Below are 20540 nucleotides of genomic sequence, written 5' to 3' on the forward strand. Positions count from 1 at the left end.
GTCCAGCCGGCTGCGGCCCTCGCGTTCGGCCCAGGGGTGCCTCAGGCCAGGTCGCCGGCCGCGCCTCCCCCGCGCCCGCCCAGCGTGCTCTCCCTGGTCATGAGCCGGTACGTGGCGTGCACCTCGCGGGGCGGGCGGTCGGTCCGGCCCTCGATGCGCTGCTTGAGCAGGTCGACCGCGATCCCGGCGAGCTGCGCCTTGTCGGGGGCGACCGTGGTCAGGGTGGGCGTGGAGAAGCGGCCGTCCTCGATGTCGTCGAACCCGGCCACCGCGACGTCCTCCGGTATCCGCAGCCCGGCGGCGAGGATCGTCCGGATCGCCCCGAGCGCCAGCAGGTCGTTGAAGCAGAAGACGGCGTCGGGCCGGGCCTCCAGCAGGGCGGCCATCGCGGCGGCGCCCTCCGCCCGGCGGTAGCGGTCCACCTTCGCCACCGTCTCGGGCAGCGCGTGCGCGGCCAGGGACTCGCGGTAGCCGGCCAGGCGGGGCGGGGCCGTCCCGCTGATCGAGTTGTCCTGCGCCCCGAGGGCGGCGATCCGTCTGCGGCCGAGCCCGATGAGGTGCTCGGTGACGTCGCGGGCCGCGCGCACGTTGTCGACCGCGACATGGTCGGCCGGGCCGCCGTGGATGCGCTCGCCCAGCAGCACCAGAGCCGTGTCGTCGGTACGGGCGGCCAGCTCGTCGGCGCCGATCGCGATGGGGCTGAGGATGAGCCCGTCCACGCGGTGCCTGCGCACCCCGTCGAGCACCTGCCGCTCCCGGTCCAGGCTGCCCCCGGTCTGCTCGATGATCACCAGCCAGCCGACCTCGGCGGCGGCGTCGATGATGAACCGCGACAGCTCGGCGAAGTAGGGGGCGTCCAGCTCGGGCAGCGCCAGGGCGATCACGCCGGTGCGGCCCTGCCGCAGGTTGCGCGCCGACAGGTTGGGGCGGTAGTCGAGCTGGGAGAGCGCGTGCTCGACCTTGGCCCGGGTGGCCGGGGACACGTGGGCGTACCCGTTCACCACGTTGGAGACCGTCTTCACCGACACGCCGGCCAGGCGCGCGACGTCGCGCAGGCTCGCTCCCATCCGCACTCACCTCCCAAGGTCGCACGGCTCGCCTGCCGCACACGATTCGACGCCGTCGATCGTAACGCCCCGGTATCGGCGGTCCGCACAGCCATTTACAACGTTGAAGCAACGTTGTATCAATACCTCCACGAAACGTCGCGTTCACAGTGAGGTTGTTGTCTTGGCGACCACCGCTCGTCTCACCCTGGATCCCGCCTTCCGCGTCGCGCCGGTCGAGCCCCGGCTCTTCGGGTCGTTCGTCGAACACATGGGCCGGTGCGTGTACACCGGCATCTACGAACCCGGCCACCCGCTGGCCGACGCCGACGGCCTGCGCACCGACGTGCTCCGGCTGGTGCGCGAACTGGGCGTCACCGTCGTCCGCTACCCGGGGGGCAACTTCGTCTCCAACTACCGCTGGGAGGACGGCGTCGGCCCGGTCGAGGAGCGGCCGGCGCGGCTGGACCTCGCCTGGCGGAGCCTGGAGGACAACCGGTTCGGCCTGAACGAGTTCATGGCCTGGGCGGCGAAGGCCGGCGTGGAGCCGATGATGGCGCTGAACCTGGGCACGCGCGGCGTGGCCGAGGCGCTGGAGCTCGTCGAGTACGCCAACCACCCCGGCGGCACCCGTCTGTCCGACCTGCGGCGGGCGCACGGCGTGGACAAGCCGCACGACATCCGGCTGTGGTGCCTGGGCAACGAGCTCGACGGCCCCTGGCAGATGGGGCACAAGACCGCGGCCGAGTACGGCCGGCTCGCCGCCGAGACGGCGCGGGCGCTCAGGCGCCTGGACCCGGGCCTGTCGCTGGTGGCCTGCGGCAGCTCCAACAGCACCATGCCGACGTTCGCCGCGTGGGAGGCCGAGGTGCTGGAGGCCGCCTACGACCTGGTCGACTACATCTCGTTGCACGCCTACTACGACCCGACCGACGGCGACGTCGACTCGTTCCTGGCCAGCGGCGCGGACATGGAGCACATGATCCGTTCCATCGCCGCCACCGCCGATCACGTGGGCGCGAAGCTGCGCAGCCGCAAGCGGCTCAGGCTCTCCTTCGACGAGTGGAACGTCTGGTACCAGAGCCGTTTCCACGGCGAGTCCTCGCTGGAGTGGAGCGAGCACCCTCGGCTGATCGAGGACTCCTACGACGTCACCGACGCGGTGGTGGTGGGCAGCCTGCTCATCACGCTGCTGCGCAACGCCGACCGGGTCGGCGTCGCCTGCCTGGCCCAGCTCGCGAACGTGATCGCGCCCATCCGGACCGAGCCGGGCGGCCCCGCCTGGCGGCAGAGCATCTTCCACCCGTTCGCGCTGACCGCCCGGCACGCCCGCGGCGAGGTGCTGCGGGTGGAGCCCGACTGCGCGACGATCCCGACCGCCAAGTACGGCGATGCGCCCGCGATCTGGGCGACGGCCACCCACGACGCGGCGACCGGGGAGATCTCGCTGTTCGTCGTCAACCGCGACCGGCACGGCCCGTGCGCGCTGGAGATCGCGCTGCCCCCGGGCCTGCGCCCGGTGGAGCACCTGGAGCTGTCCGACGACGACCTCTCGGCCGTCAACACGGCCGACGCCCCCGACCGGGTCGCCCCTCGGGCCGGCACCGGGCTCGACCAGGCGGGACACGGGGCAACCCTGACGCTTCCGCCCGTTTCTTGGAGTATTGTCCGCTTCGCTCCCAGCGTCCCGTAGGAGTCACCATGAGCAGTTCCCTGTCCCGTCGCTCGTTCCTCGGTCTGTCCGGCGCCGTGGGGCTCACCGCCCTGACCGCCTGCGGGGGCGGCACCAAGATCGGCGCCGGATCCGGCTCCCCCGCCTCGGCCGCGCCGACCTTCTCCGGCGGGGAGTACACCGGGCCCAAGGTCACCCTGGACTACTGGAACGGGTTCACCGGCGGCGACGGCCCGCACATGCGGGCGATGCTGGAGACGTTCAACAAGCAGTTCGCCGGGCGCATCGAGGTCCGCAACGTCACCCGGCGCTGGGAGGACCTCTATCCCGCGATGCCGACGGCCATCGCCGCCGGCAAGGGTCCCGACGTGGCGGTCATCCACAACGACTGGGTGGGCACCTTCGCCGCCCGGCGGACGCTGCTGCCGCTGGACGACGTCGTCGGCGCGCTGTCTCTGAGCGAGGCGGACTTCATCCCCGCCGTCTGGAACGCCGGCGTCTACCAGGGCAAGCGCTACAGCGTGCCGCTCGACGTGCACTGCCTCGGCGACTACTGGAACCGGGCCCACCTGCAGAAGATAGGGCTGAGCGAGGCCCCGGCCGACAGGGCCGGCTACGAGGACGCGCTCGCGCAGCTGAAGAAGGCCGGGATCGCCGCCCCGTTCTGGATGCCGAACAAGTGGCCCGCCCACCTGATGTTCATGAGCCTGCTCTGGCAGCACGGCGGCGAGCTCTACAGCGACGACGGCACGCGGGCCCTGTGGGGCGGCGAGCCGGGCGTGCGGGCGCTGAGCTGGATGGTCGAGCAGATCGACAAGGGCTTCAGCCCCGCCCAGGTCGCCCAGGACAGCCAGTACGCCGCCTTCAAGAACGACAAGGTCAGCTTCACCTGGGACGGCATCTGGCAGATCAACGACCTGAAGACGAACGCCAGGTCGCTGCAGTGGGGCCTCGGCCCGGTCCCGAACATCGGCGGCACGGCGGCGGTGTGGAGCTCCTCCCACAACTTCGTGATGACCTCCCAGGCCGGCAAGGACGGCGACAAGGTGCAGGCGGCCAAGTTCTTCATCGACCACATGGGCCGGCTGTCCACCGAGTGGGCCAAGGCCGGCATGATCCCGGCCCGCAACTCCGCCCGCGAGGACCCCGCCGTGGCCGAGTTGCCGCAGATCAGGCTGGCCGCCGACCTGGACTCCTTCCGCTTCCTGCCGGCGCTGCCCGGGGTCGGCGACGTGCAGTCCAAGGCCCTCGAACTGGCGGTGGCCAAGGCGGTGCTCAAGCAGGCGTCCCCGAGCGAGGCACTGAAGGAGGGCGTCGCGACAGCGAACAAACTGCTCGCCGACAACAAGCGGAAGTACGCCCGGTGAGCCTGCTGACCCGGCCGCGCGGCCTGCCCGGCGCCCAGGCGCCCGGCAGGCCCGCCCCGCGCACCCCGCGGATGCGGCCCTGGACGCCGTACGCCTTCCTCGCCCCCTACCTCGTGCTGTTCGCCGTCTTCATGCTGGCGCCCATCGCGTTCGGCGGCTGGACGAGCCTGCACGAGTGGGACATCAACCTGCCGGCCAAGCCGTTCGTCGGCCTGCGGAACTACGCCGACCTGTTCGACCCGGCAGACGTGGACGGGGCACGATTCTGGACGGCGATGCGGGCGACCGCGATCTTCACGGTGGCCTCGGTCCCCCTGCTGATCGTGCTGCCCCTGCTCGTGGCGCTGCTGATGAACGGCCGGTTCAAGGGGCGCGACCTCTACCGCGCCGTCTACTTCGCCCCCTACGTGCTGGGCGTCGCGGTCGTCGGCCTCGTCTGGCGGTTCCTGCTCGACGGCAACATCGGCCTGGTCAACCACTACCTGGGCCTGGACGTGCAGTGGACCACCGCCGTACCGCCCGCCTGGGTCGCCCTCGTCGGGGTGACGGTGTGGTGGACGCTGGGCCTGAACTCGGTCATCTTCCTCGCCGGCCTGCAGGACATCCCGCGCGAGCTGCACGAGGCGGCGATGGTGGACGGCGCCTCGGCCTGGCACCGGTTCCGCGCGGTGACCCTGCCCGGCCTGCGACCGGTCACGGTATTCGTGGTCAACGCGACGATCCTGGCCTCGGCCAACATGTTCGGCCAGTCCTACCTGATCACGGGAGGCGCCCCGGCCGACCAGACGAAGACGGCGATCTACCTCATCGCCGAGACGGGCCTGCGCCAGTTCGACATGGGCACCGCCTCGGCCATGAGCTTCGTCCTGGCGGGCTGCCTCATGGTCGTCAGCGCCCTGGTCTTCGGCGCCTTCAGGGGAAGGAGCAAGCCGTGACCCGAGACGTGCGCGGCCTGCGGCGGGCGCTGCTCCACCTGGTCCTCGTCGTGCTGGCGGCGCTGTACCTCAGCCCGCTGATCTACATGGTCGCCACCTCGTTCAAGACCCGGGAGAGCGCCGGATCGACCGAGCCGGCGTGGCTCCCGGACCCGTTCACCACCGGCGCCTACCGCGAGATCCTCTCCAGCGCCGACAGCCCCGTCATGACGTGGTTCGTCAACAGCCTCGTGGCGGCCACCGGGCACGCCGCCCTCGTCCTCGTCACGGCGGCGCCGGCCGCCTACGCGCTGGCCCGGCTCCGGTTCCGGGGCCGGGGGGTGATCTTCACGTCGATCGTCGCGACGCTGTTCGTGCCGCCGGTCGTGCTGCTGGTCCCCAACTTCCTGATCGTCAACGAGCTGTCCTGGGTGGACAGCCTGCCCGCCGTGATCGTTCCCGCGGCCGCGGGGGCGTTCGGGGTGTTCTTCCTGCGGCAGTTCTTCCTGACCCTGCCGGCCGAGCTGGAGGAGGCGGCCGAGCTGGACGGGTGCGACCGGTGGCGGATCTTCGTCACGATCGCGCTGCCGCTGGCCAGGCCCGCTCTCGTGACGCTCTTCCTGCTGTCCTTCCTCACCAACTGGAACGACTTCCTGTGGCCGCTGTACGTGCTGCTCAGCCCCGAGTCGCTCACCCTGCCGGCGGGCCTGGGCAACTTCCAGAGCGCCAACAGCATCCGCTACGACCTGCTGATGGCCGGGGCGGTGATCGCCAGCCTGCCGGTGCTCGCGCTGTACCTGATCGCCCAGCGGTGGGTGATCGAGGGGATCTCCCGCTCCGGCCTCAAGGGGTGACCCGCCCCGGCCGGAGGGCGCCGCGCCCGGCCCCCACCTTGGCAAATGGGGGCAAAACGGGACCCTCTCATCCCCCGTCGCGGTGTATCTTGCAGCATGACGCACGAGGATCCTGACGGGCTTGCAGAGGCGTTCCTGCGCGAGCCCCGTCGCTACACCAGCCACCAGGTCGCGCACATGGCCGGGGTGCCGGTCTACCGCGCGCGCCGGTTCTGGCGGGCGCTGGGGTTCCCGAACGTCGCCGACGACGCGGTCGAGTTCACCGACTCCGACGTCGAGGCGCTCAAGACGCTGATCGGGATGGTCACCGACGGCGTCTACGACGAGGAGCACGTGCTGCTCACGGCCCGCTCGCTGGGCCGGGCGACGGCGCGGCTGGCCGAGTCGCAGGCGCAGCTCGGCGTGGAGACGCTCGACCAGGCGGGCGTGCCGCTGTCGGAGCGGGCCAGGGCCTGGCGACGCCGGGCCGACCGGGTCGTCCCGCCGCTCGCGCGACTGCTCGTCTACTCCTGGCAGCGGCAGCTCGCCGCCGCGGCCGGCCGCATGGTCGACCAGGACCACACCGCGACGCGGCTCGCGGTGGGATTCGCCGACCTGGTCGGGTTCACCCGTCTGAGCAGGCAGATCACCGAACGGGAGCTGGCCGAGCTGGTCGACCAGTTCGAGGGCCGCTCGGCCGACGTCGTCACCTCCTCCGGCGGGCGGGTGGTCAAGACGCTCGGCGACTCGGTGCTGTTCGTCTCCGGGAAGGCGCACGAGACGGCGGAGATCGGGCTGCGGCTCATCGAGACGCACGCCAAGGCGCGCTCCATGCCGCAGCTGCGGGTGGGGATGGCCGCCGGGCCGGTCGTCTGGCGGATGGGCGACGTGTTCGGCACCACGGTGAACCTCGCCAGCAGGCTCACGGCCCTGGCCAACCCGGGCACGATCCTCGCCGACCCGGAGATGGCCGAGGAACTGGAGGGCGACCGGGCGTTCGAGCTGCGTCCGGTCAACCGGCTGTCGGTGCGCGGCCTGGGCGAGCTGGCCCCGTTCACCATCGTCCGCGCCGGCCGCACCACCACCTGACCGCCGCCGGACCGCCGCCTGCGCGTGGCCCCCGCGTGGCCCGAGCGCGGCCTGCGCCCTTTCGGCCGCCTGCCGTCTCCCGGGCACTTCCGATCGTCCGCCTGCCCGGGCAACCCGGGTCCGGTGTCGATGCGTCACTACCGGCAGTGGCCCCGGACGCCCGGGGCCACACGGCCGGAATGTGGTGAGCGGGCGCCGGCAGGAGCGCTGACAGGAGGCAGCACGTGGCAGATCGGGCGACATATCAGGACTTCGTGCTTGCGCGGTCCGACCTGCTGTTACGCACGTCCTACCTGCTGACCCGGGACTGGGCGCTGGCGGAGGACCTGCTGCAGGAGTCGCTGGCCAAGGCGTGGTTCGCCTGGCCGGGCGTGGAGGAGCCCGAGGCGTACGTGCGCAGGGTGCTCGTGACCACCTACACGTCGTGGTGGCGGCGCCGGTGGCGCCGCGAGCTGCCGAGCGCCGACCTGCCCGACATCCCGGCCGGCGACGCCGCCGCCGGGCTGGGCGAGCGGGAGGCGCTCTGGCAGGCCGTGGGCCGGCTGCCCGCCAAGCAGCGCGCCGTGCTCGTGCTGCGCTTCTACGAGGACCTGCCCGTGACCGAGGTGGCCCGGCTGATGGGCTGCAATCCCGGCACGGTGAAGAGCCAGACGGCCAAGGCGCTGGCCAAGCTGCGCGTGGACGAGTCGATCGTGAGGGAGTTGCACCGGTGACCGTACAGGATCTGCGGGACGTGCTGCGCGAGCGCGGCGAGGGGCCGGCGCCGGCGAACCCCTCCCGGCACGACCAGGTACGGGCGCGCATCCGCCGGATGCGCCGGCGCCGGCGCGCCGTCGTGGCCGCCGCCGCGGGGACGGCCGTGGCGGCGGTCGCCGCGCTCGGTCCGAGCCTTCTTCCCGGCGCGCAGGCCGCGCGCCCGGCCGACGGCACCGCGGTCGTCACCCGGAGCGCGGACCGGCCCGAACTGCCCGAGTCCTTCACCTCGGCGGACGGCGCCAGGTACCGGCGCCTGGGCATGGCCTCCGTCGGCACGTCGTCCGGCAGGAAGACCACGATCACGATCCCCGTGACCGGCAAGCCGCTGGATCTGGCCTCCGTCTGTTCCGGGAGCGGCCGGAACCACGCCTCCCTCAAGATCACCGTCGGTCGCAGGCCCGTGTTCCCCGGTGTGTTCTGCCTGAAGGGCAGAAGGCTGATCTCGCTGCCCGTGCCGCAGGGCACCGGGAAGGAGGTCACGATCTCCTTCGACACGACGACCCAGGGCTGGGGTTGCGTGCGCGACAAGCCGTCCGATCCGTGCCGGAAGGTGAAGGAGGACCCGGCCGACTGGTCGCTGGCGGTGTACGAGTGGACGCCGCCCGAGCGGCCGGTGGAACCGCCCGCGCCGCGGGCGCTCCCGCGCCGCGAGGGTGACCTCACGCTGGAGGAGACCCGGTCGGGCACGTGGCCGCGCGAGTCCTCCGCCACGTTCCGGGTCCGAGGGGACGGCCGGGAAGTCGGCATCGACCAGATCTGCACCGGCGAGCTGGCCGACCGGCTGCGGTTCAGCTCCCGGGTGGACGGCCGGGACCTGGGCAGCAACACCTCGTGCGGCGTGTGGAAGAGCGGGTCGTTCCCGTCGGCGATGATGGGGATCACCGTGCCGAAGGGGAAGACGGTGACCATCACGGTGAAGGCGTCCATGCCGGCCGAGGCCCCGAACCGGCTCGTCCGTTGGTCGGTCGGCCTCTACCGGAAGTAGGAATTCTCCGCGTCCATCGGTGTTGCACCCGTATGTGACCAGGCTCTCGATCCTCGACCGCTCGCTCGTCCGGCAGGGACACCCGCCGGACGAGGCGCTGCGCGACACCGTCCGCTTCGCGCGGCAGGCCGAGGAGCTCGGCTACCACCGGTTCTGGGTGTCGGAGCACCACAGCGTCCCCGGCGCCGCGGGGTCCGCGCCGACCGTGCTGGCCGCCGCCGTTGCCGCCGCCACCTCCCGCATCCGGGTGGGCACCGGCGGGGTGATGCTGCCCAACCACCGGCCGCTGGTGGTGGCCGAGCAGTTCGGCGTGCTGGAGTCGCTGTACCCGGGCCGTGTCGACATGGGGCTCGGCCGGTCCGTGGGGTTCACGGGCGGCATCCGGCGGGCGTTGGGGGTCGGCAAGGAGGAGGCGGACGAGTTCGGCGACCGGCTGGCGGAGCTGCTCGGCTTCTTCACCGGGCGCTCCGCCTATCCGGGCGTGCACGCGCTGCCCGCCGAGGGGCTCAGGCCGCAGGCGTTCGTGCTGGCCATGGGGGCGGGCGCGGACATCGCCGCCGCGCACGGGCTGCCGCTGGTGATCGGCGCGACGGGCGGGCGGGCCCGGGAGGCGGTGGGGCGGTACCGCGCCGGCTTCCGTCCCTCGACGTGGGCGGCGCGGCCGTACGTGGTGGCGGCGGTGGACGTCGCGGTCGGCCCGACGGCGCGGGAGGCGGCGCTGCTGCAGGTGCCGGAGGCGTGGTCCACGGCCCACGCCCGCGCCCGCGGCTCCTTCCCGCCGCTGCTCCCGCCGCAGGAGGTGCTGGCGCTGGAGATGACCGACCGGGAGCGGGCGCTGTTCGAGGAGGCGCGCAAGGGGCGCGTCCACGGGACGGCGCAGGAGGTCGCGCTGGAGCTGGCCGGCCTGGTGGAGCTGACGGGGGCGGACGAGGTGCTGGTGACCATGAACACCTACGACCTGGACCGCCGCCTCGACTCCTACCGCCGGCTGGCGGCAGCCTGGCCCGCGACGGCGTGACCCCGCTCAGCCGACGGGGTGCCACTCGTGCAGGGCGAACGGCACGCCGTCCCTGATGTGCGCGAGCGCGGCGTCCGGATAGCCGACCATGTCGTGCGGCAGCTTGTCCAGCGGCCACCAGCCGAGCTCGGAGCACTTGTGCGGCTCGGCGTTGTACGGCTCGCCCCGCCACCGGGTGGCGGCGAAGAACAGGCCGACCCGCTCCGGCGCCCGGTGCATGACGTGGACGAACGTCAGGTCGGCCGGGTCGAGGACGACGCCCGTCTCCTCGCGCGCCTCGCGCACCGCGGCCTCGATCACCGACTCCCCCGCCTCCAGGTGGCCGGAGGGCAGGTGCCACAGGCCGTCGCCGTACCCGGTGCCCGCCCGCCGCCCCAGCAGCACCTCGCGCACGCGAGCACCCGTCGGGGGTGCGCCCGTCGGGGGTGCGCCCGTCGGGGGTGCGCCCGTCGGGGGTGCGCCCGTCCGCGCCCTGCCGCCCGGCCCGCCCGGCGCGAGCCCGCCGTCCCCTACGGATCCGCCGCCCCGCATGAGCCTGCCGTCCGGCATGAACTCGTCGTCCCGTACGGGCCCGTCCTCCCACGTGGGCCCGCCGTCCCGCGTAGGGCCGCCGTTCCCTGTGCGGCCGCCGTCCCACGTGGGCCCGCCGTCCCGCGTACGGCCGCCGTTCCCTGTGCGGCCGCCGTCCCACGTGGGCCCGCCGTCCCGTGCGGGCCGGAGCAGGAGGACGTGCACGTCCACGATGGCGCGGAAGCGCTGCCGGACCCGCCGCGGCGGGGGCTCGCGGCGCCGGTCGAGCGCCTGGACCCACTTGACGGCCACCGCGGCCACCTGGATCAGCTCGGCGCGCAGGGCGGCCGGGTCGTCCTCGGCGAACGCCTCCAGGACCTCCTCGTGCAGGACGTGCCGCCACGTCAGCGCGCCGCGCGCGGCCGCCTCCGTCACCTCCCGCTTGGCCCGGCCGGCGGCCTCACCCGCCTCCCGGACCCCGCCGGCGCCCACGAGGGCCGTGCGCCCCGTGCCGTCGGGGAAGTCCTGGAACCCCCACATCGCGTCCTGCGCGGCGCGCTCGGCCGCGACCTCGGCCAGCACACCGCGCAGGGAGCCGGACGCCTCACCGTCATGTGTCATGGCTCAGGAGTCTGCCCGATCGGCCTCCGGCTCGGGGGCGCGAACGACAGGGTGGGCCACATCCTGCGGGCGCGAATGCCCACACATGCCTCAGCGGACGGCCGGCGGGGACTCCAGGACCCGGCCAGGACGGGGACGCGGATCTGTCGGTGGCGGGGAGTAGGGTTGCGGACCATGGACCGGCAACTCACCCTCATGGCCGTGCACGCCCACCCCGACGACGAGTGCCTGAGCACCGGCGGCGTCCTCGCCCGCTACACCGCTGAGGGCATCCGCACCGTGCTGGTCACCTGCACCAACGGCGAGCAGGGCGACGGCCCCGGAGGCGTCAAGCCGGGCGACGACGGCCACGACGACGCGGCGGTCGCCGAGCGGCGGCTGGCCGAGCTGCGCGAGTCGGTCTCCGTGCTCGGCATCGACCACCTGGAGCTGCTCGGCTACCGCGACTCCGGCATGGACGGGTGGGAGACCAACAACCACCCCGACGCGTTCGCCAACGTGCCCGTCGACACGGCCGCGGCCCGCCTCGCCGAGCTGATGGAGCGCTACCGGCCCGACGTGGTCGTCACCTACGACGAGACCGGCGGCAGCGGCTACTTCCACCCCGACCACGTCCAGGCTCACCGCATCACCGCCGCGGCCGTCGAGGCGTCCGGCGTCCCGGCCAAGTTCTACTACACCGCGATCCCCCGCTCGGCGATCAAGCGGATGTTCGAGTTCATGCGTGAGAGCGGGGCCGACCTGGGCGACTTCCAGCCGTCCGACGACTTCGGCACTCCCGACGAGCTGGTCACCACGGTCGTCGACGTCGCCCCCTACGTGGAGCGCAAGCTCAAGGCGCTGATGGCCCACGAGAGCCAGGGCGAGAACATCTTCCTGCTCCGCATGCCGGAGGAGACGCAGCGTCAGGCGTTCTCCCACGAGGCGTTCATCCGGGTCCTGTCCCGCGTCGACGCCCCCGACCACGAGGACGACCTGTTCGCCGGCCTGCGCCCATGACCCAGGCCGACCCGGTGGCCGTGGCACACGACCTGGTGGCGCGGGCCCGTCGCGACGGTGTCGGCAAGCTGGTGGTCGGGGCCGTCGTGCACCGCGCGGGCCGGGTGCTGCTGCTGCGCCGCTCGGCCCGCGACGCTTTCCTGCCGGGCATCGAGGAGTTGCCCTCCGGCGGCGTCGAGGACGGCGAGGACCTGATGTCCGCGCTCGGCAGGGAGCTGGTGGAGGAGATCGGCTGGAGCGGGCCGCCGACCGGCGACTTCGCCGCGACGTTCGACTACACGTCGGGTTCGGGCCGCAGGGCCCGCCAGGTCACGTTCGCGGTGCCCTACCCCGACGGTCCGGTGGTCCTGTCGGACGAGCACGAGTCCTACCGCTGGGCCGAGGTGGGCGACCTCGACGGCTCGGACGTGACCCCGGAGACGGCCCGCACCGTCCGCGCCTGGGCCGCGACCGTCCACCCCACCTGACCACCGCCGTACACCGTGCGAGGCCAGGCGAGGGGCCAGACACGCGGGGCGTCACACGGGCCGCGCATCACACGGCAGGCATCAAGCAGGCGACGCGTCAGGCGGCCGGGCATCAAGCAGGCGGCGCGTCACGAGGCCGGGCGTCACGAGGCCGGGCGTCACGAGGCCGGGCGTCACGAGGCCGGGCGTCACGAGGGCGGGGGGATCTCTCCGGAGCCGCGGGGGATGAGACGGGTGGGGATGACGAGGCGGCGGGCCGCCTTGGAGCGGTGGCCGTCGAGTCGTGACAGCACCAGCTCGGCGGCGGCCGCGCCGATCGCGGCCGGGTCCTGGGCGACGACCGTCAGCGGCGGGTCGAGCACCTCCGCGAGGGTGAGGTCGTCGAACCCGACGAGCGCCACGTCGCGCCGCCCCGTTCGGGCGAGGGCCACGACGGCGCCCATGGAGGCGAAGTTGTTCGCCGCGAACAGAGCCGTCGGCGGGTCGGGCAGCGCCAGCAGCCGCAGCACGGCGGCGCAGGCCGCCTCCTGGTCGTGGCCGCTCTCGACGAGCATCCGGTCGAACGGCACGCCCGCCGCCTCCAGGGCGTCGCGGTAGCCCTGGAAGCGTTCGCGGCGGGTGTAGAGGGTGGCGGGCAGGTCGCCGACGAAGCCGATCCTGCGGTGCCCGCCCGCGAGGAGGTGCGCGACGCCATCGCGGGCGCCGTCGCGGTTGCCGCTGACCACCTGGTCGGCGGCCATCCCGACGGCCGGGCGGTCGAGGAAGACGACCGGCAGCCCGGCCGCCCGTTCGGCGCGCAGGTGGCGGTGGTCGCCGGTGGCGGACGGCACCACCATGAGGGCGCTGACCCTGCGCGCCAGGAACGTGGCGATCAGCGACTGCTCCAGGTCGGCCGTCTCGCTCGAGGAGCCGACGATGAGGGTCAGGCCGCGGGCGCGGACGGCGCTCTCGACGGCGCCCGCGACCGTGCCGAAGAACGGGTTGCCCATCTCGGGAATGACCAGGCCGATCGCGGCGTCGCGGGCGCCGACCCGCATGTTGCGGGCCATCAGGTTGGGCTGGTAGCCCAGCCTGCGCACCGCCGCGAGGACGCGCTCGCGGGTGTCGGCCGCGACGGGTCCGTCGTCGTTGAGCACCCGCGAGACGGTCTTGGCGGTCACGCCGACCTCGCGGGCGACGTCTGCCATCGTGGGGCGCCGCATTCCGACCATGGTAGTGGCCCGGCTACAGCCCGATCGCCTCCGCTGCGCCCTGGTCGGCGACCACCGTCCTGCCGTCCTTGACCTGCATCGCCCCGGTCATGATGGCGACGACCTGAGCCATGTTGTAGTCGCCCGGTCTGATCTGGGCGACCCGGCGACCGAGCCGCTGGACGTGGATGCGGTCGGCGATCTCGAACACGTGCGGCATGTTGTGGCTGATCAGCACGACAGGGGTGCCGCTGTCGCGGACCCGCCTGATCATGTCGAGCACCTGGCCCGACTCCTTGACGCCGAGCGCGGCGGTGGGCTCGTCCATGACGACGACGTTGGAGGCCCATGCGACGGCCCTGGCCACGGCGACGCCCTGCCGCTGGCCGCCGGACAGCGACTCGACGGGCTGCGTGAGCGAGCGCAGGCCGATCTTGAGGTCGGCCATGTGCCGGGCCGACTCCTCGCGCATGCGCCTCTTGTCCAGCATCCGGAACACGGTGCCGAGCAGCCCCGGCTTGCGGATCTCCCGGCCGAGGAACATGTTCGTGGCGATGTCGAGGGAGGCGGCGACGGCGAGGTCCTGGTAGACGGTCTCGATGCCGTGCCGGCGCGCCTCCAGCGGGTCACGGAAGCGCACGGCCTTGCCGTCGAGGAGGATCTCGCCCTCGTCCGGCTGCAGGGCGCCGGTCAGCGCCTTGATGAGGCTCGTCTTGCCGGCGCCGTTGTCGCCGATGACCGCGAGCACCTCACCGGGCATCAGATCGAAGTCCGCGCCGTCGAGCGCGGTGACGTGGCCGTAGCGTTTGACCAGGCCGCGAGCCTGGAGCACGGGGGTCATCGGTTCCTCCTGCGGGACAGCTGGTCGACGGTGACGGCGAGGATGACCAGGATGCCGGTGATGAGGGTCTGGTAGATCGACGGTACGCCCATGAGCTGCAGCCCGTTGCGGAACACCCCCACGATCAGGGCGCCGATCAACGTGCCGAGCACCAGCCCCCGCCCGCCGAACAGGCTCGTGCCGCCGAGGACGACCGCGGTGATGCTGTCGAGGTTGTCGGTCTGCCCCGCCTGCGGGTCGCCCACTCCGGTGCGCGACACCAGCAGCAGGGCGGCGATGCCGTACACGAAACCGGCGACCGTGTAGACGCCGACGATGAGCCGGTTGGTGCGGATGCCGGTCAGCCGGGCCACCTCGGGGCTGTTGCCGAGCGCGTACACGTGGCGGCCCCAGGCGGTCTGGCCGAGCAGGTAGGCGAACAGCAGGAACAGCAGGATGGTGAGCAGGGAGCCGTAGGTGACGTTCGTCCCGCCGAGGTTGAAGGTCTGGCCCAGGTACGTCATCGCGGGCGGCAGGTCGGTGACCGTCTGGTCCTGCGAGTAGATGTGGGTCAGCGCGAAGACCACGTTGAGCATGCCGAGGGTCACGATGAACGGCGGCAGCGAGATCTTCATCACGAGCAGCCCGTTGAGCAGCCCGAACGCCGCGCAGACGGCAAGCCCGGCGGCGATGGCGAGCAGCGGCGGCAGGCCGCTGTCGACGGCCAGCTTCGTCATCACGATTCCGCCGAACGCCATGATGGCGCCGTTCGACAGGTCGATGCCCGCGGTCAGGATGATCAGCGTCTGGCCGATGGCGAGCGTGCCGACGACCATGACCTGCTGGATGATGAGCGAGAAGTTGCCCCCGGTGAGGAACTGCTCGGAGTTGACCGAGAAGAACACGCACGCCAGCAGCAGCGCCGCCAGCGGGCCCGCGGTGGGGGTGGTGATGAGACGCCGCGGCAGCGTCGCTTCCATGACGGCCATGTCAGCCCCAGCAGTTGGCGAGGCCGAAGGCGGTGTCCTTGGCCTCGACGCCGCCGACCGCCTTGTCGGTGATCAGCGTGACGCCGGTGTCGGTGTAGCCGGTCGCCTTCTTGCCGCCCTTGGCGAAGTCGGCCACCGCCTTGACGCCGTCTTCGGCCATCTTCAGCGGGTACTGCTGGGAGGTGGCGGCGATCTGGCCGCTCTGCACGGCTTTGACGCCGGTGCAGCCGCCGTCCACGGAGACGATCAGCACGTCCTTCTCACGGCCCTTGGCCTTCAGCGCGGTGTACGCGCCGAGCGCGGCCGGCTCGTTGATGGTGTAGACGACGTTGATGTCGGGGGCCTTCTGCAGGCAGTTCTCCATCGCGGTCTGGCCCTTGGACTGGTCGCCGCGGGTGTCCTGGGAGCAGACGATCGACGGGTCCCCCTCGGCGACGCCGAAGCCCTTGAGGAAGCCGTCGTGACGGAGCTGACCGACCGTGATGCCGGGCGCCAGGTCGAGGGTGGCGATCTTGGCGGGCTTGCCCGCCATGGCGGCCTTGGCGTACTGCCCGATGAGCTCGCCCGCCTTGAAGTTGTCGGTCGCGAGCAGCGCGTCTGTGGCGTCTTGGGGGTCTGTCGGTGTGTCGAGCGCGATGACGAGGACTCCCGCGTCGCGGGCCTTCTTGACGGCCGGGACGATCGCCTTGGTGTCGCTCGGCGTGATGAGGATGCCCTTGACGCCGGCGGCCACCATGTTCTCGATGGCGGTGATCTGGGAGGCGTTGTCTCCGTCGAACTTGCCCGCGGCCGTCATCAGCTCCATGCCGTTGGCCTGTGCGGACTTCTGCGCGCCTTCCTTCATCTTCACGAAGAACGGGTTGGTCTCCGTCTTGGTGATCAGACCGACCTTGGCGCTGGAGGCGGCCTGCTGGCCGCTGCCGCCGCCGTCGTCGCCTCCACATCCGGCGGCGAGGAGTGCGGCAGCCAGGAGACCGGCCGAGAGCCTAGCTTTCATGGTGGCGTCCTATCAGATTGGTCTCGGATCTCATCCTACTATCAGGGCGAACACAATGTCATCGTTGACATATGTCATCGTTGACATCGGCTGTGTTGCGATGATGAACTCCGATCCGGGAAACGTCAATGGTCCACGGCCGTAACGAATCGGCAACGCGGTGAGAGGCGACTGTGATGATCTCTGTCCTCGGGGAGTGCGTGGCCGACGCCTTCGCGGGCCGCGCGAGCGGCGAAGACGCCCGTCCCGGGGCCGGTCGGGGGGCCGGTGACCCGGAGCTGGCGCTGCGGGTGCTGCCCGGCGGGGGCCCGGCGAACACGGCGGTGGCGCTCGCGCGGCTCGGCACACCCACGCGGTTCCTGGGCCGGATCTCCCGCGACGTGTTCGGGGGGCTGTTCCGCGACCGGCTGGCCGCCTCGGGCGTGGACGTGTCGGGCTGCGTGGAGGCGGCAGAGCCGAGCACGCTCGCCGTCGCCTCGCTCGACGCCCGCGGCCAGGCCGCCTACAGCTTCCACGCCGAGGGGGCGGCCGACTGGCGGTGGACCGCCGGCGAGCTGGCCGCAGCCGGTCTCGGCGGCTCCTCCTGCCTGCACACGGGATCACTCGCCCTGGTCAGGGAGCCGGGACGGGAGGCGGTGCTGCGCTTCGCCGCGGAGGCCGCCGCGCGGGCGACGGTCTCCATCGACCCGAACGTCCGGCCCGGCCTCGCGCCCCGTGAGGCCTACGACGTGCCGCGCTGGTGCGCCTTCGCCGACATCGTCAAGCTGAGCGAGGACGACCTGGCCTTCCTCGCCCCCGGCGAGCCGGCGGAGGACGCCTGCGACGCCTGGCACGCGGCGGGCGCCCGCCTCGTGGTGGTGACCAGGGGCGCGGCCGGAGCGCTCGTCTCCCTCGACGGCTCCCGCGCGCGGGTGGCGGCCCCCCGCGTCGGCGTGGTGGACACGGTCGGCGCGGGCGACGCCTTCACGGCGGGGCTGCTGCACCGCCTGGGCGAGCGCGGCCTGCTCGGCGGGCGGCTGGACGGCCTGGATGTGGACACGGCGGCCGACGCCGCCGCGTTCGCGGCCCGGGTCGCCGCCCTGACGTGCGCCGTCGCGGGGGCCAACCCGCCGTGGGCGTACCAGCTCACCGAACCGGCGCCGTCGTGACGTGGCCGGCGAACCGCCCGCCGCCACGACCACAGCCTCCGCCACACCACCACACCACGCCACCACGCCGCCGTGCCGGGCGCGGGTGTGGGTGCGGGGGTCAGCGTGCCACAGCCGTCCCCGCGCGTCGTTTGCCCCGGCGGGCGGTGGGTACGGCCGGGTGACATGGCAGAGTACGAGGCGACGCGGGGGATGCCCGCGGACAGCGATATCACGTTCGGCGTCGCGTCCGACGTCGACATGGTCAACAGGTGGCTGCCGCACGGCCTGCTCGTGCGCGACAGCGGTCCCGGCACCGTGGAGGCGACCGGTGACCTGGTCCCCGGGGACGGCGCGCACGAGGGGCTGTTCCGGGTCTCGCGCGAGCAACTGCGCGTGGAGTGGGGCGGCCGTGACCATCCCGAGTACGCGGGCTGGCTGCAGGTGACCGACTCCGGCACCGGGACCAGCGAGGTGGTCGTGCACCTGTCGCTGCTCGGCGAGCCGGACGAGCGGACGTCACCGGAGCGGCGGGCCGAGGTTCAGGGTCTGCTGGAGGAGGCGCTCGGCAGGCTGGCCGACGAGGTCACCCGGCGCGTCACCGACGCCGGGTGACCCGGCCCCGCGCCGGGTGATCCGACCCGCCCCAGGTGACCCGGCCCCGCGCCGGGCGGGCGCCCGGCGCGGGGCGGGCGGAAGGTCAGGTGTCCTTCCTGTTCGGATTCTCCAGCCGGAAGAAGTTGCTGTCCTTGCCGTCCTTGGTGTGCTCCTGGTAGATGAAGTTCAGCTTGCGCGCGTCGAACGTGGCGAACCAGTCGTCCCAGGAGATCTCCTCCAGGTCGGCGCCGCCGTAGCCGGGGAAGTCGAAGCGGAGCACGCCGGGGCGTCCCTCGTGCTCCGAGCCCGGCGCCGTCGCCGGGCGGCCCCCGCGCTTCTCCGCCCACTGGCGGATCACCTCGTGGTCGGTGGTGATCAGGCTGCGGCCGGGCCGCTCCTCGTGCTCCTCCGCCGAGCCGATCTCCTGCTCGTACTTGTGCTCCCCCTGGACGGGGTGGTGCTTGTCTGCCACGGTTCCCCCCGATTACTCGTAGCGTTCCCCGTCCGGTTACCCTCGCTGCCCCCGGGCATGCCCGGCCGCTACCCGCGCCGGTCGTCGGAGAGCGTGGTCTCCCGCTCCGGCGCGCCGGAGCGGTCGAGCGCCGGCTGGACGAACCACGACCACACGGCGAGCAGCGCCACGACCGCCGCCGTGACGGCCCCGATCGTGCTGTCGAAGAGGTAGTCGACCACGAGCATGGTGGCCGCGGTCATCGACACGGCGAGAGCCAGGGCCCCGGCGATGCCGTAGAAGTTGGACCGGCGTACCAGCGTCTCCTTCAGCCCCTGGCGGAACAGCACGCGGTGCTGCGCGGCGGGCGCGATGTAGCAGATGGACGCGATCGCGGCGCTGACCAGCGCCACGTAGAACAACCTCCGGTCGAACGCGTCCAGCCGGGTGAAGCCCGGCGAGAACGGAACCGTGAGCAGGAACGCGAACAGCACTTGCACCCCGGTCACGGCCACGCGGGCGCCCTGCAGCAGCTCCACGAAGTTGCGATCGGCGCGGTCGCCGCCGGATTCCCCGCCCGACTCCAGTCCCTCGCTCACCTGGCCCGTCCTTTCCCTCGCAGGTCGTCACTCAGACGCTATGACTTACCGGGCTTTTCCCTGCAAAACCTGACCTTTTGCCCCGCTGGCCTGCGTCGCTGATCAGAGCACGCGTGACGGCACGACGGGGACGAGTATGAGTGCCCCGCAGCCGGTTAGGAAGGGGTGGGGCCGGCAGTCCCCCGAGTCGCGGCGACCCGCGGCCAGGCCCGGCGCGCCGGGACCGGATCCACCACAGCAGAGACCGAGGAGCAGTGCCATCGTGACGAGCGTGCTCACCGTCAACGCCGGATCGTCCAGCCTCCGGCTCGACCTCGTGGACGGCGGGGCGCTCATCGACAGCGCGCACGCCGGACGGGCCATGGACCCGGAGGCCGCCCGGGACGAGCTGTCGTCGTTCCTCGGCCGCCATCTCGACCGCGACATCGAGGCCGTCGCGCACCGCCTGGTGCACGGCGGCGAGGCCGTGCGGAGCGCGGTGGTCGCCGACGACGACCTCCTGGAGGCGGTGCGCGCCGTGCGCGGGCTGGCGCCGCTGCACCTGCCGCCGGCGCTGGCGCTGGTGGACGCGGCCCGCGAGCTGCTGCCCGCCGTGCCGCACGTGCTCTGCCCCGACACCGCCTTCCACGCCGGCCTGCCCGCCGAGGCCGCGACGTACGCGCTGCCGGCGCGGTGGCGCGAGCGGTACGGGCTGCGCCGCTACGGCTTCCACGGCCTGTCCTACGCCTGGGCGGCCGACCGGGTGGCGGAGCTGACGGGCCGGCCGGTGGAGGAGCTGGACCTGGTGCTCGCCCATCTGGGCGGCGGCGCGTCGGTGTGCGCCGTGTCCGGCGGGCGCAGCGTGGACACCTCGATGGGCTGGACGCCGCTGGACGGGGTGCCGATGAGCAAGCGGTCCGGCGCGGTCGATCCGGGGATGCTGCTGTGGCTGCTGGCGGAGGGCGGGCTCACGGCCGAGGAGCTGGGCGAGGGGCTGTGGCGCGAGTCCGGGCTGCTCGGGTTGTCCGGCGGCCGGTCCGGCGACACGCGGGAGCTGGTGGCGGCCCAGGCCGACGGCGAGGCGGCGGCGTCGCTGGCGCTGGCCGTGTTCTGCCACCGGGTGGCCAGGGAGATCGCCGCCGTGGCGACCTCCCTGCGCCGGGTGGACGCGCTCGTGCTCACCGGCGAGATCGGTTGGGACCAGCCCGAGGTGCGCGACGACGTCTGCCGGCGGCTGCGGGTGCTCGGCGTCGAGCCGCCGACCGTGACGCACCGGTCCGAGGACGGCCCGGTGAGCGCGGAGGGCGCCGCCGTGCCCGTCTACGTCGTCGAGCCGCGCGAGGAGCTGCAGCTCGCCCGCGAGGCCCTCGCGGCGCTGGACTGAACCCGTCCGAGCGGGCCCTCCCGCCCTGCCGGCCGAAGAGCTTCATGCGGGGCGGGTCGATGAACGTCTACGCCTGCCACCGGTGCCTGAACGTCACCCCGCGCGGCGGAACCGGCTCTTCCGCCGCGCG

Annotated in this window: 21 protein-coding genes; 13 read left to right on the forward strand and 8 right to left on the reverse strand. The window is 72.9% G+C overall.

Annotated elements, in window-relative coordinates; translation table 11 throughout:
- Positions 1-41: 41 nt before the first annotated feature.
- On the reverse strand, positions 42-1067 hold the full coding sequence (locus tag CXR44_RS31430) for a LacI family DNA-binding transcriptional regulator (RefSeq protein WP_101789771.1): 1026 nt from the start codon (positions 1065-1067) through the stop codon (positions 42-44).
- A 163-nt stretch (positions 1068-1230) separates the two neighbouring features.
- Between CXR44_RS31430 and arfA the strand changes: the two genes are divergently transcribed.
- From arfA to CXR44_RS31470, 8 genes are all read left to right on the forward strand, one after another.
- A complete protein-coding gene (gene arfA / locus CXR44_RS31435) occupies positions 1231-2739 on the forward strand; it encodes an arabinosylfuranosidase ArfA (RefSeq protein WP_101789772.1) in 1509 nt (502 codons plus the stop codon).
- 8 nt (positions 2740-2747) lie between these two features.
- On the forward strand, positions 2748-4085 hold the full coding sequence (locus CXR44_RS31440) for an extracellular solute-binding protein (RefSeq protein WP_101789773.1): 1338 nt from the start codon (positions 2748-2750) through the stop codon (positions 4083-4085).
- Positions 4082-5020, forward strand: coding sequence for a carbohydrate ABC transporter permease (locus CXR44_RS31445; RefSeq protein ID WP_219602059.1), 939 nt, complete (start codon positions 4082-4084; stop codon positions 5018-5020). Before CXR44_RS31440 ends, CXR44_RS31445 begins: the two co-directional genes overlap by 4 nt.
- Positions 5017-5853, forward strand: coding sequence for a carbohydrate ABC transporter permease (locus tag CXR44_RS31450; RefSeq protein ID WP_219602060.1), 837 nt, complete (start codon positions 5017-5019; stop codon positions 5851-5853). The genes CXR44_RS31445 and CXR44_RS31450 overlap by 4 nt, the downstream gene beginning before the upstream one ends.
- 96 nt (positions 5854-5949) lie before the next feature.
- The gene (locus CXR44_RS31455; protein ID WP_180903794.1) at positions 5950-6921 is read left to right on the forward strand and encodes an adenylate/guanylate cyclase domain-containing protein; all 972 of its coding nucleotides are present in this window, start codon (positions 5950-5952) and stop codon (positions 6919-6921) included.
- A 224-nt stretch (positions 6922-7145) separates the two neighbouring features.
- On the forward strand, positions 7146-7634 hold the full coding sequence (locus CXR44_RS31460; protein ID WP_101789775.1) for a SigE family RNA polymerase sigma factor: 489 nt from the start codon (positions 7146-7148) through the stop codon (positions 7632-7634).
- On the forward strand, positions 7631-8662 hold the full coding sequence (locus CXR44_RS31465; RefSeq protein ID WP_101789776.1) for a hypothetical protein: 1032 nt from the start codon (positions 7631-7633) through the stop codon (positions 8660-8662). Before CXR44_RS31460 ends, CXR44_RS31465 begins: the two co-directional genes overlap by 4 nt.
- 34 nt (positions 8663-8696) lie before the next feature.
- Positions 8697-9680 carry an MsnO8 family LLM class oxidoreductase gene (locus CXR44_RS31470; RefSeq protein WP_101789777.1) on the forward strand — a complete coding sequence of 328 codons (984 nt, stop codon included), beginning with the start codon at positions 8697-8699 and terminating at the stop codon, positions 9678-9680.
- A gap of 6 nt (positions 9681-9686) precedes the next feature.
- Here the strand turns inward: CXR44_RS31470 and CXR44_RS41290 are convergent, their stop codons facing one another.
- The gene (locus tag CXR44_RS41290) at positions 9687-10811 is read right to left on the reverse strand and encodes an NUDIX hydrolase (RefSeq protein WP_245899624.1); all 1125 of its coding nucleotides are present in this window, start codon (positions 10809-10811) and stop codon (positions 9687-9689) included.
- Between the two features lie 174 nt (positions 10812-10985).
- On the opposite strand from CXR44_RS41290, the gene CXR44_RS31480 reads away from it, so the two are divergent.
- Positions 10986-11810 (forward strand): PIG-L family deacetylase, encoded by an 825-nt coding sequence (locus tag CXR44_RS31480; protein ID WP_101789828.1) that lies wholly within the window; start codon positions 10986-10988, stop codon positions 11808-11810.
- The gene (locus tag CXR44_RS31485) at positions 11807-12277 is read left to right on the forward strand and encodes an NUDIX domain-containing protein (protein WP_101789778.1); all 471 of its coding nucleotides are present in this window, start codon (positions 11807-11809) and stop codon (positions 12275-12277) included. The genes CXR44_RS31480 and CXR44_RS31485 overlap by 4 nt, the downstream gene beginning before the upstream one ends.
- Positions 12278-12465: 188 nt before the next feature.
- Here the strand turns inward: CXR44_RS31485 and CXR44_RS31495 are convergent, their stop codons facing one another.
- Genes CXR44_RS31495 through CXR44_RS31510 form a run of 4 tightly spaced genes read right to left on the reverse strand, consistent with a single transcriptional unit; the run spans position 12466 to position 16273 of the window.
- Positions 12466-13479, reverse strand: coding sequence for a LacI family DNA-binding transcriptional regulator (locus tag CXR44_RS31495; protein WP_245899626.1), 1014 nt, complete (start codon positions 13477-13479; stop codon positions 12466-12468).
- A gap of 22 nt (positions 13480-13501) precedes the next feature.
- On the reverse strand, positions 13502-14308 hold the full coding sequence (locus CXR44_RS31500; protein WP_101789781.1) for an ATP-binding cassette domain-containing protein: 807 nt from the start codon (positions 14306-14308) through the stop codon (positions 13502-13504).
- Complete coding sequence (locus CXR44_RS31505; protein WP_219602062.1) at positions 14305-15267, reverse strand: ABC transporter permease; 963 nt, start codon at positions 15265-15267, stop codon at positions 14305-14307. The genes CXR44_RS31500 and CXR44_RS31505 overlap by 4 nt, the downstream gene beginning before the upstream one ends.
- 10 nt (positions 15268-15277) lie before the next feature.
- Complete coding sequence (locus CXR44_RS31510) at positions 15278-16273, reverse strand: sugar ABC transporter substrate-binding protein (protein WP_101789783.1); 996 nt, start codon at positions 16271-16273, stop codon at positions 15278-15280.
- Between the two features lie 176 nt (positions 16274-16449).
- Here CXR44_RS31510 and CXR44_RS31515 point away from each other — a divergent pair, with 176 nt between their 5' ends.
- On the forward strand, positions 16450-17421 hold the full coding sequence (locus tag CXR44_RS31515) for a carbohydrate kinase family protein (RefSeq protein ID WP_101789784.1): 972 nt from the start codon (positions 16450-16452) through the stop codon (positions 17419-17421).
- A 165-nt stretch (positions 17422-17586) separates the two neighbouring features.
- Positions 17587-18015: an SRPBCC family protein gene (locus tag CXR44_RS31520; RefSeq protein ID WP_101789785.1), complete on the forward strand. Its 429-nt coding sequence runs from the start codon at positions 17587-17589 to the stop codon at positions 18013-18015.
- 85 nt (positions 18016-18100) lie between these two features.
- On the opposite strand, the gene CXR44_RS31525 is transcribed toward CXR44_RS31520, so the two are convergent.
- On the reverse strand, positions 18101-18469 hold the full coding sequence (locus CXR44_RS31525; RefSeq protein WP_101789786.1) for a hypothetical protein: 369 nt from the start codon (positions 18467-18469) through the stop codon (positions 18101-18103).
- Positions 18470-18537: 68 nt separating this feature from the next.
- Positions 18538-19047 (reverse strand): DUF6328 family protein, encoded by a 510-nt coding sequence (locus CXR44_RS31530; protein WP_101789787.1) that lies wholly within the window; start codon positions 19045-19047, stop codon positions 18538-18540.
- A gap of 262 nt (positions 19048-19309) precedes the next feature.
- On the opposite strand from CXR44_RS31530, the gene CXR44_RS31535 reads away from it, so the two are divergent.
- On the forward strand, positions 19310-20410 hold the full coding sequence (locus CXR44_RS31535) for an acetate/propionate family kinase (protein ID WP_245899628.1): 1101 nt from the start codon (positions 19310-19312) through the stop codon (positions 20408-20410).
- Positions 20411-20540: the final 130 nt, after the last annotated feature.

This window comes from Nonomuraea indica (genome assembly GCF_002850745.1).
GTDB lineage: Bacteria > Actinomycetota > Actinomycetes > Streptosporangiales > Streptosporangiaceae > Nonomuraea > Nonomuraea indica.

Coding starts and splice junctions, on each gene's coding strand:
- CXR44_RS31515 (WP_101789784.1), top strand. CDS start 16,450: ATGATCTCTGTCCTCGGGGAGTGCGTGGCCGACGCCTTCGCGGGCCGC.
- CXR44_RS41290 (WP_245899624.1), bottom strand. CDS start 10,811: ATGACACATGACGGTGAGGCGTCCGGCTCCCTGCGCGGTGTGCTGGCC.
- CXR44_RS31480 (WP_101789828.1), top strand. CDS start 10,986: ATGGACCGGCAACTCACCCTCATGGCCGTGCACGCCCACCCCGACGAC.
- CXR44_RS31430 (WP_101789771.1), bottom strand. CDS start 1,067: ATGGGAGCGAGCCTGCGCGACGTCGCGCGCCTGGCCGGCGTGTCGGTG.
- CXR44_RS31495 (WP_245899626.1), bottom strand. CDS start 13,479: ATGCGGCGCCCCACGATGGCAGACGTCGCCCGCGAGGTCGGCGTGACC.
- CXR44_RS31485 (WP_101789778.1), top strand. CDS start 11,807: ATGACCCAGGCCGACCCGGTGGCCGTGGCACACGACCTGGTGGCGCGG.
- CXR44_RS31520 (WP_101789785.1), top strand. CDS start 17,587: ATGGCAGAGTACGAGGCGACGCGGGGGATGCCCGCGGACAGCGATATC.
- CXR44_RS31505 (WP_219602062.1), bottom strand. CDS start 15,267: ATGGAAGCGACGCTGCCGCGGCGTCTCATCACCACCCCCACCGCGGGC.
- CXR44_RS31440 (WP_101789773.1), top strand. CDS start 2,748: ATGAGCAGTTCCCTGTCCCGTCGCTCGTTCCTCGGTCTGTCCGGCGCC.
- CXR44_RS31510 (WP_101789783.1), bottom strand. CDS start 16,273: ATGAAAGCTAGGCTCTCGGCCGGTCTCCTGGCTGCCGCACTCCTCGCC.
- CXR44_RS31455 (WP_180903794.1), top strand. CDS start 5,950: ATGACGCACGAGGATCCTGACGGGCTTGCAGAGGCGTTCCTGCGCGAG.
- CXR44_RS31500 (WP_101789781.1), bottom strand. CDS start 14,308: ATGACCCCCGTGCTCCAGGCTCGCGGCCTGGTCAAACGCTACGGCCAC.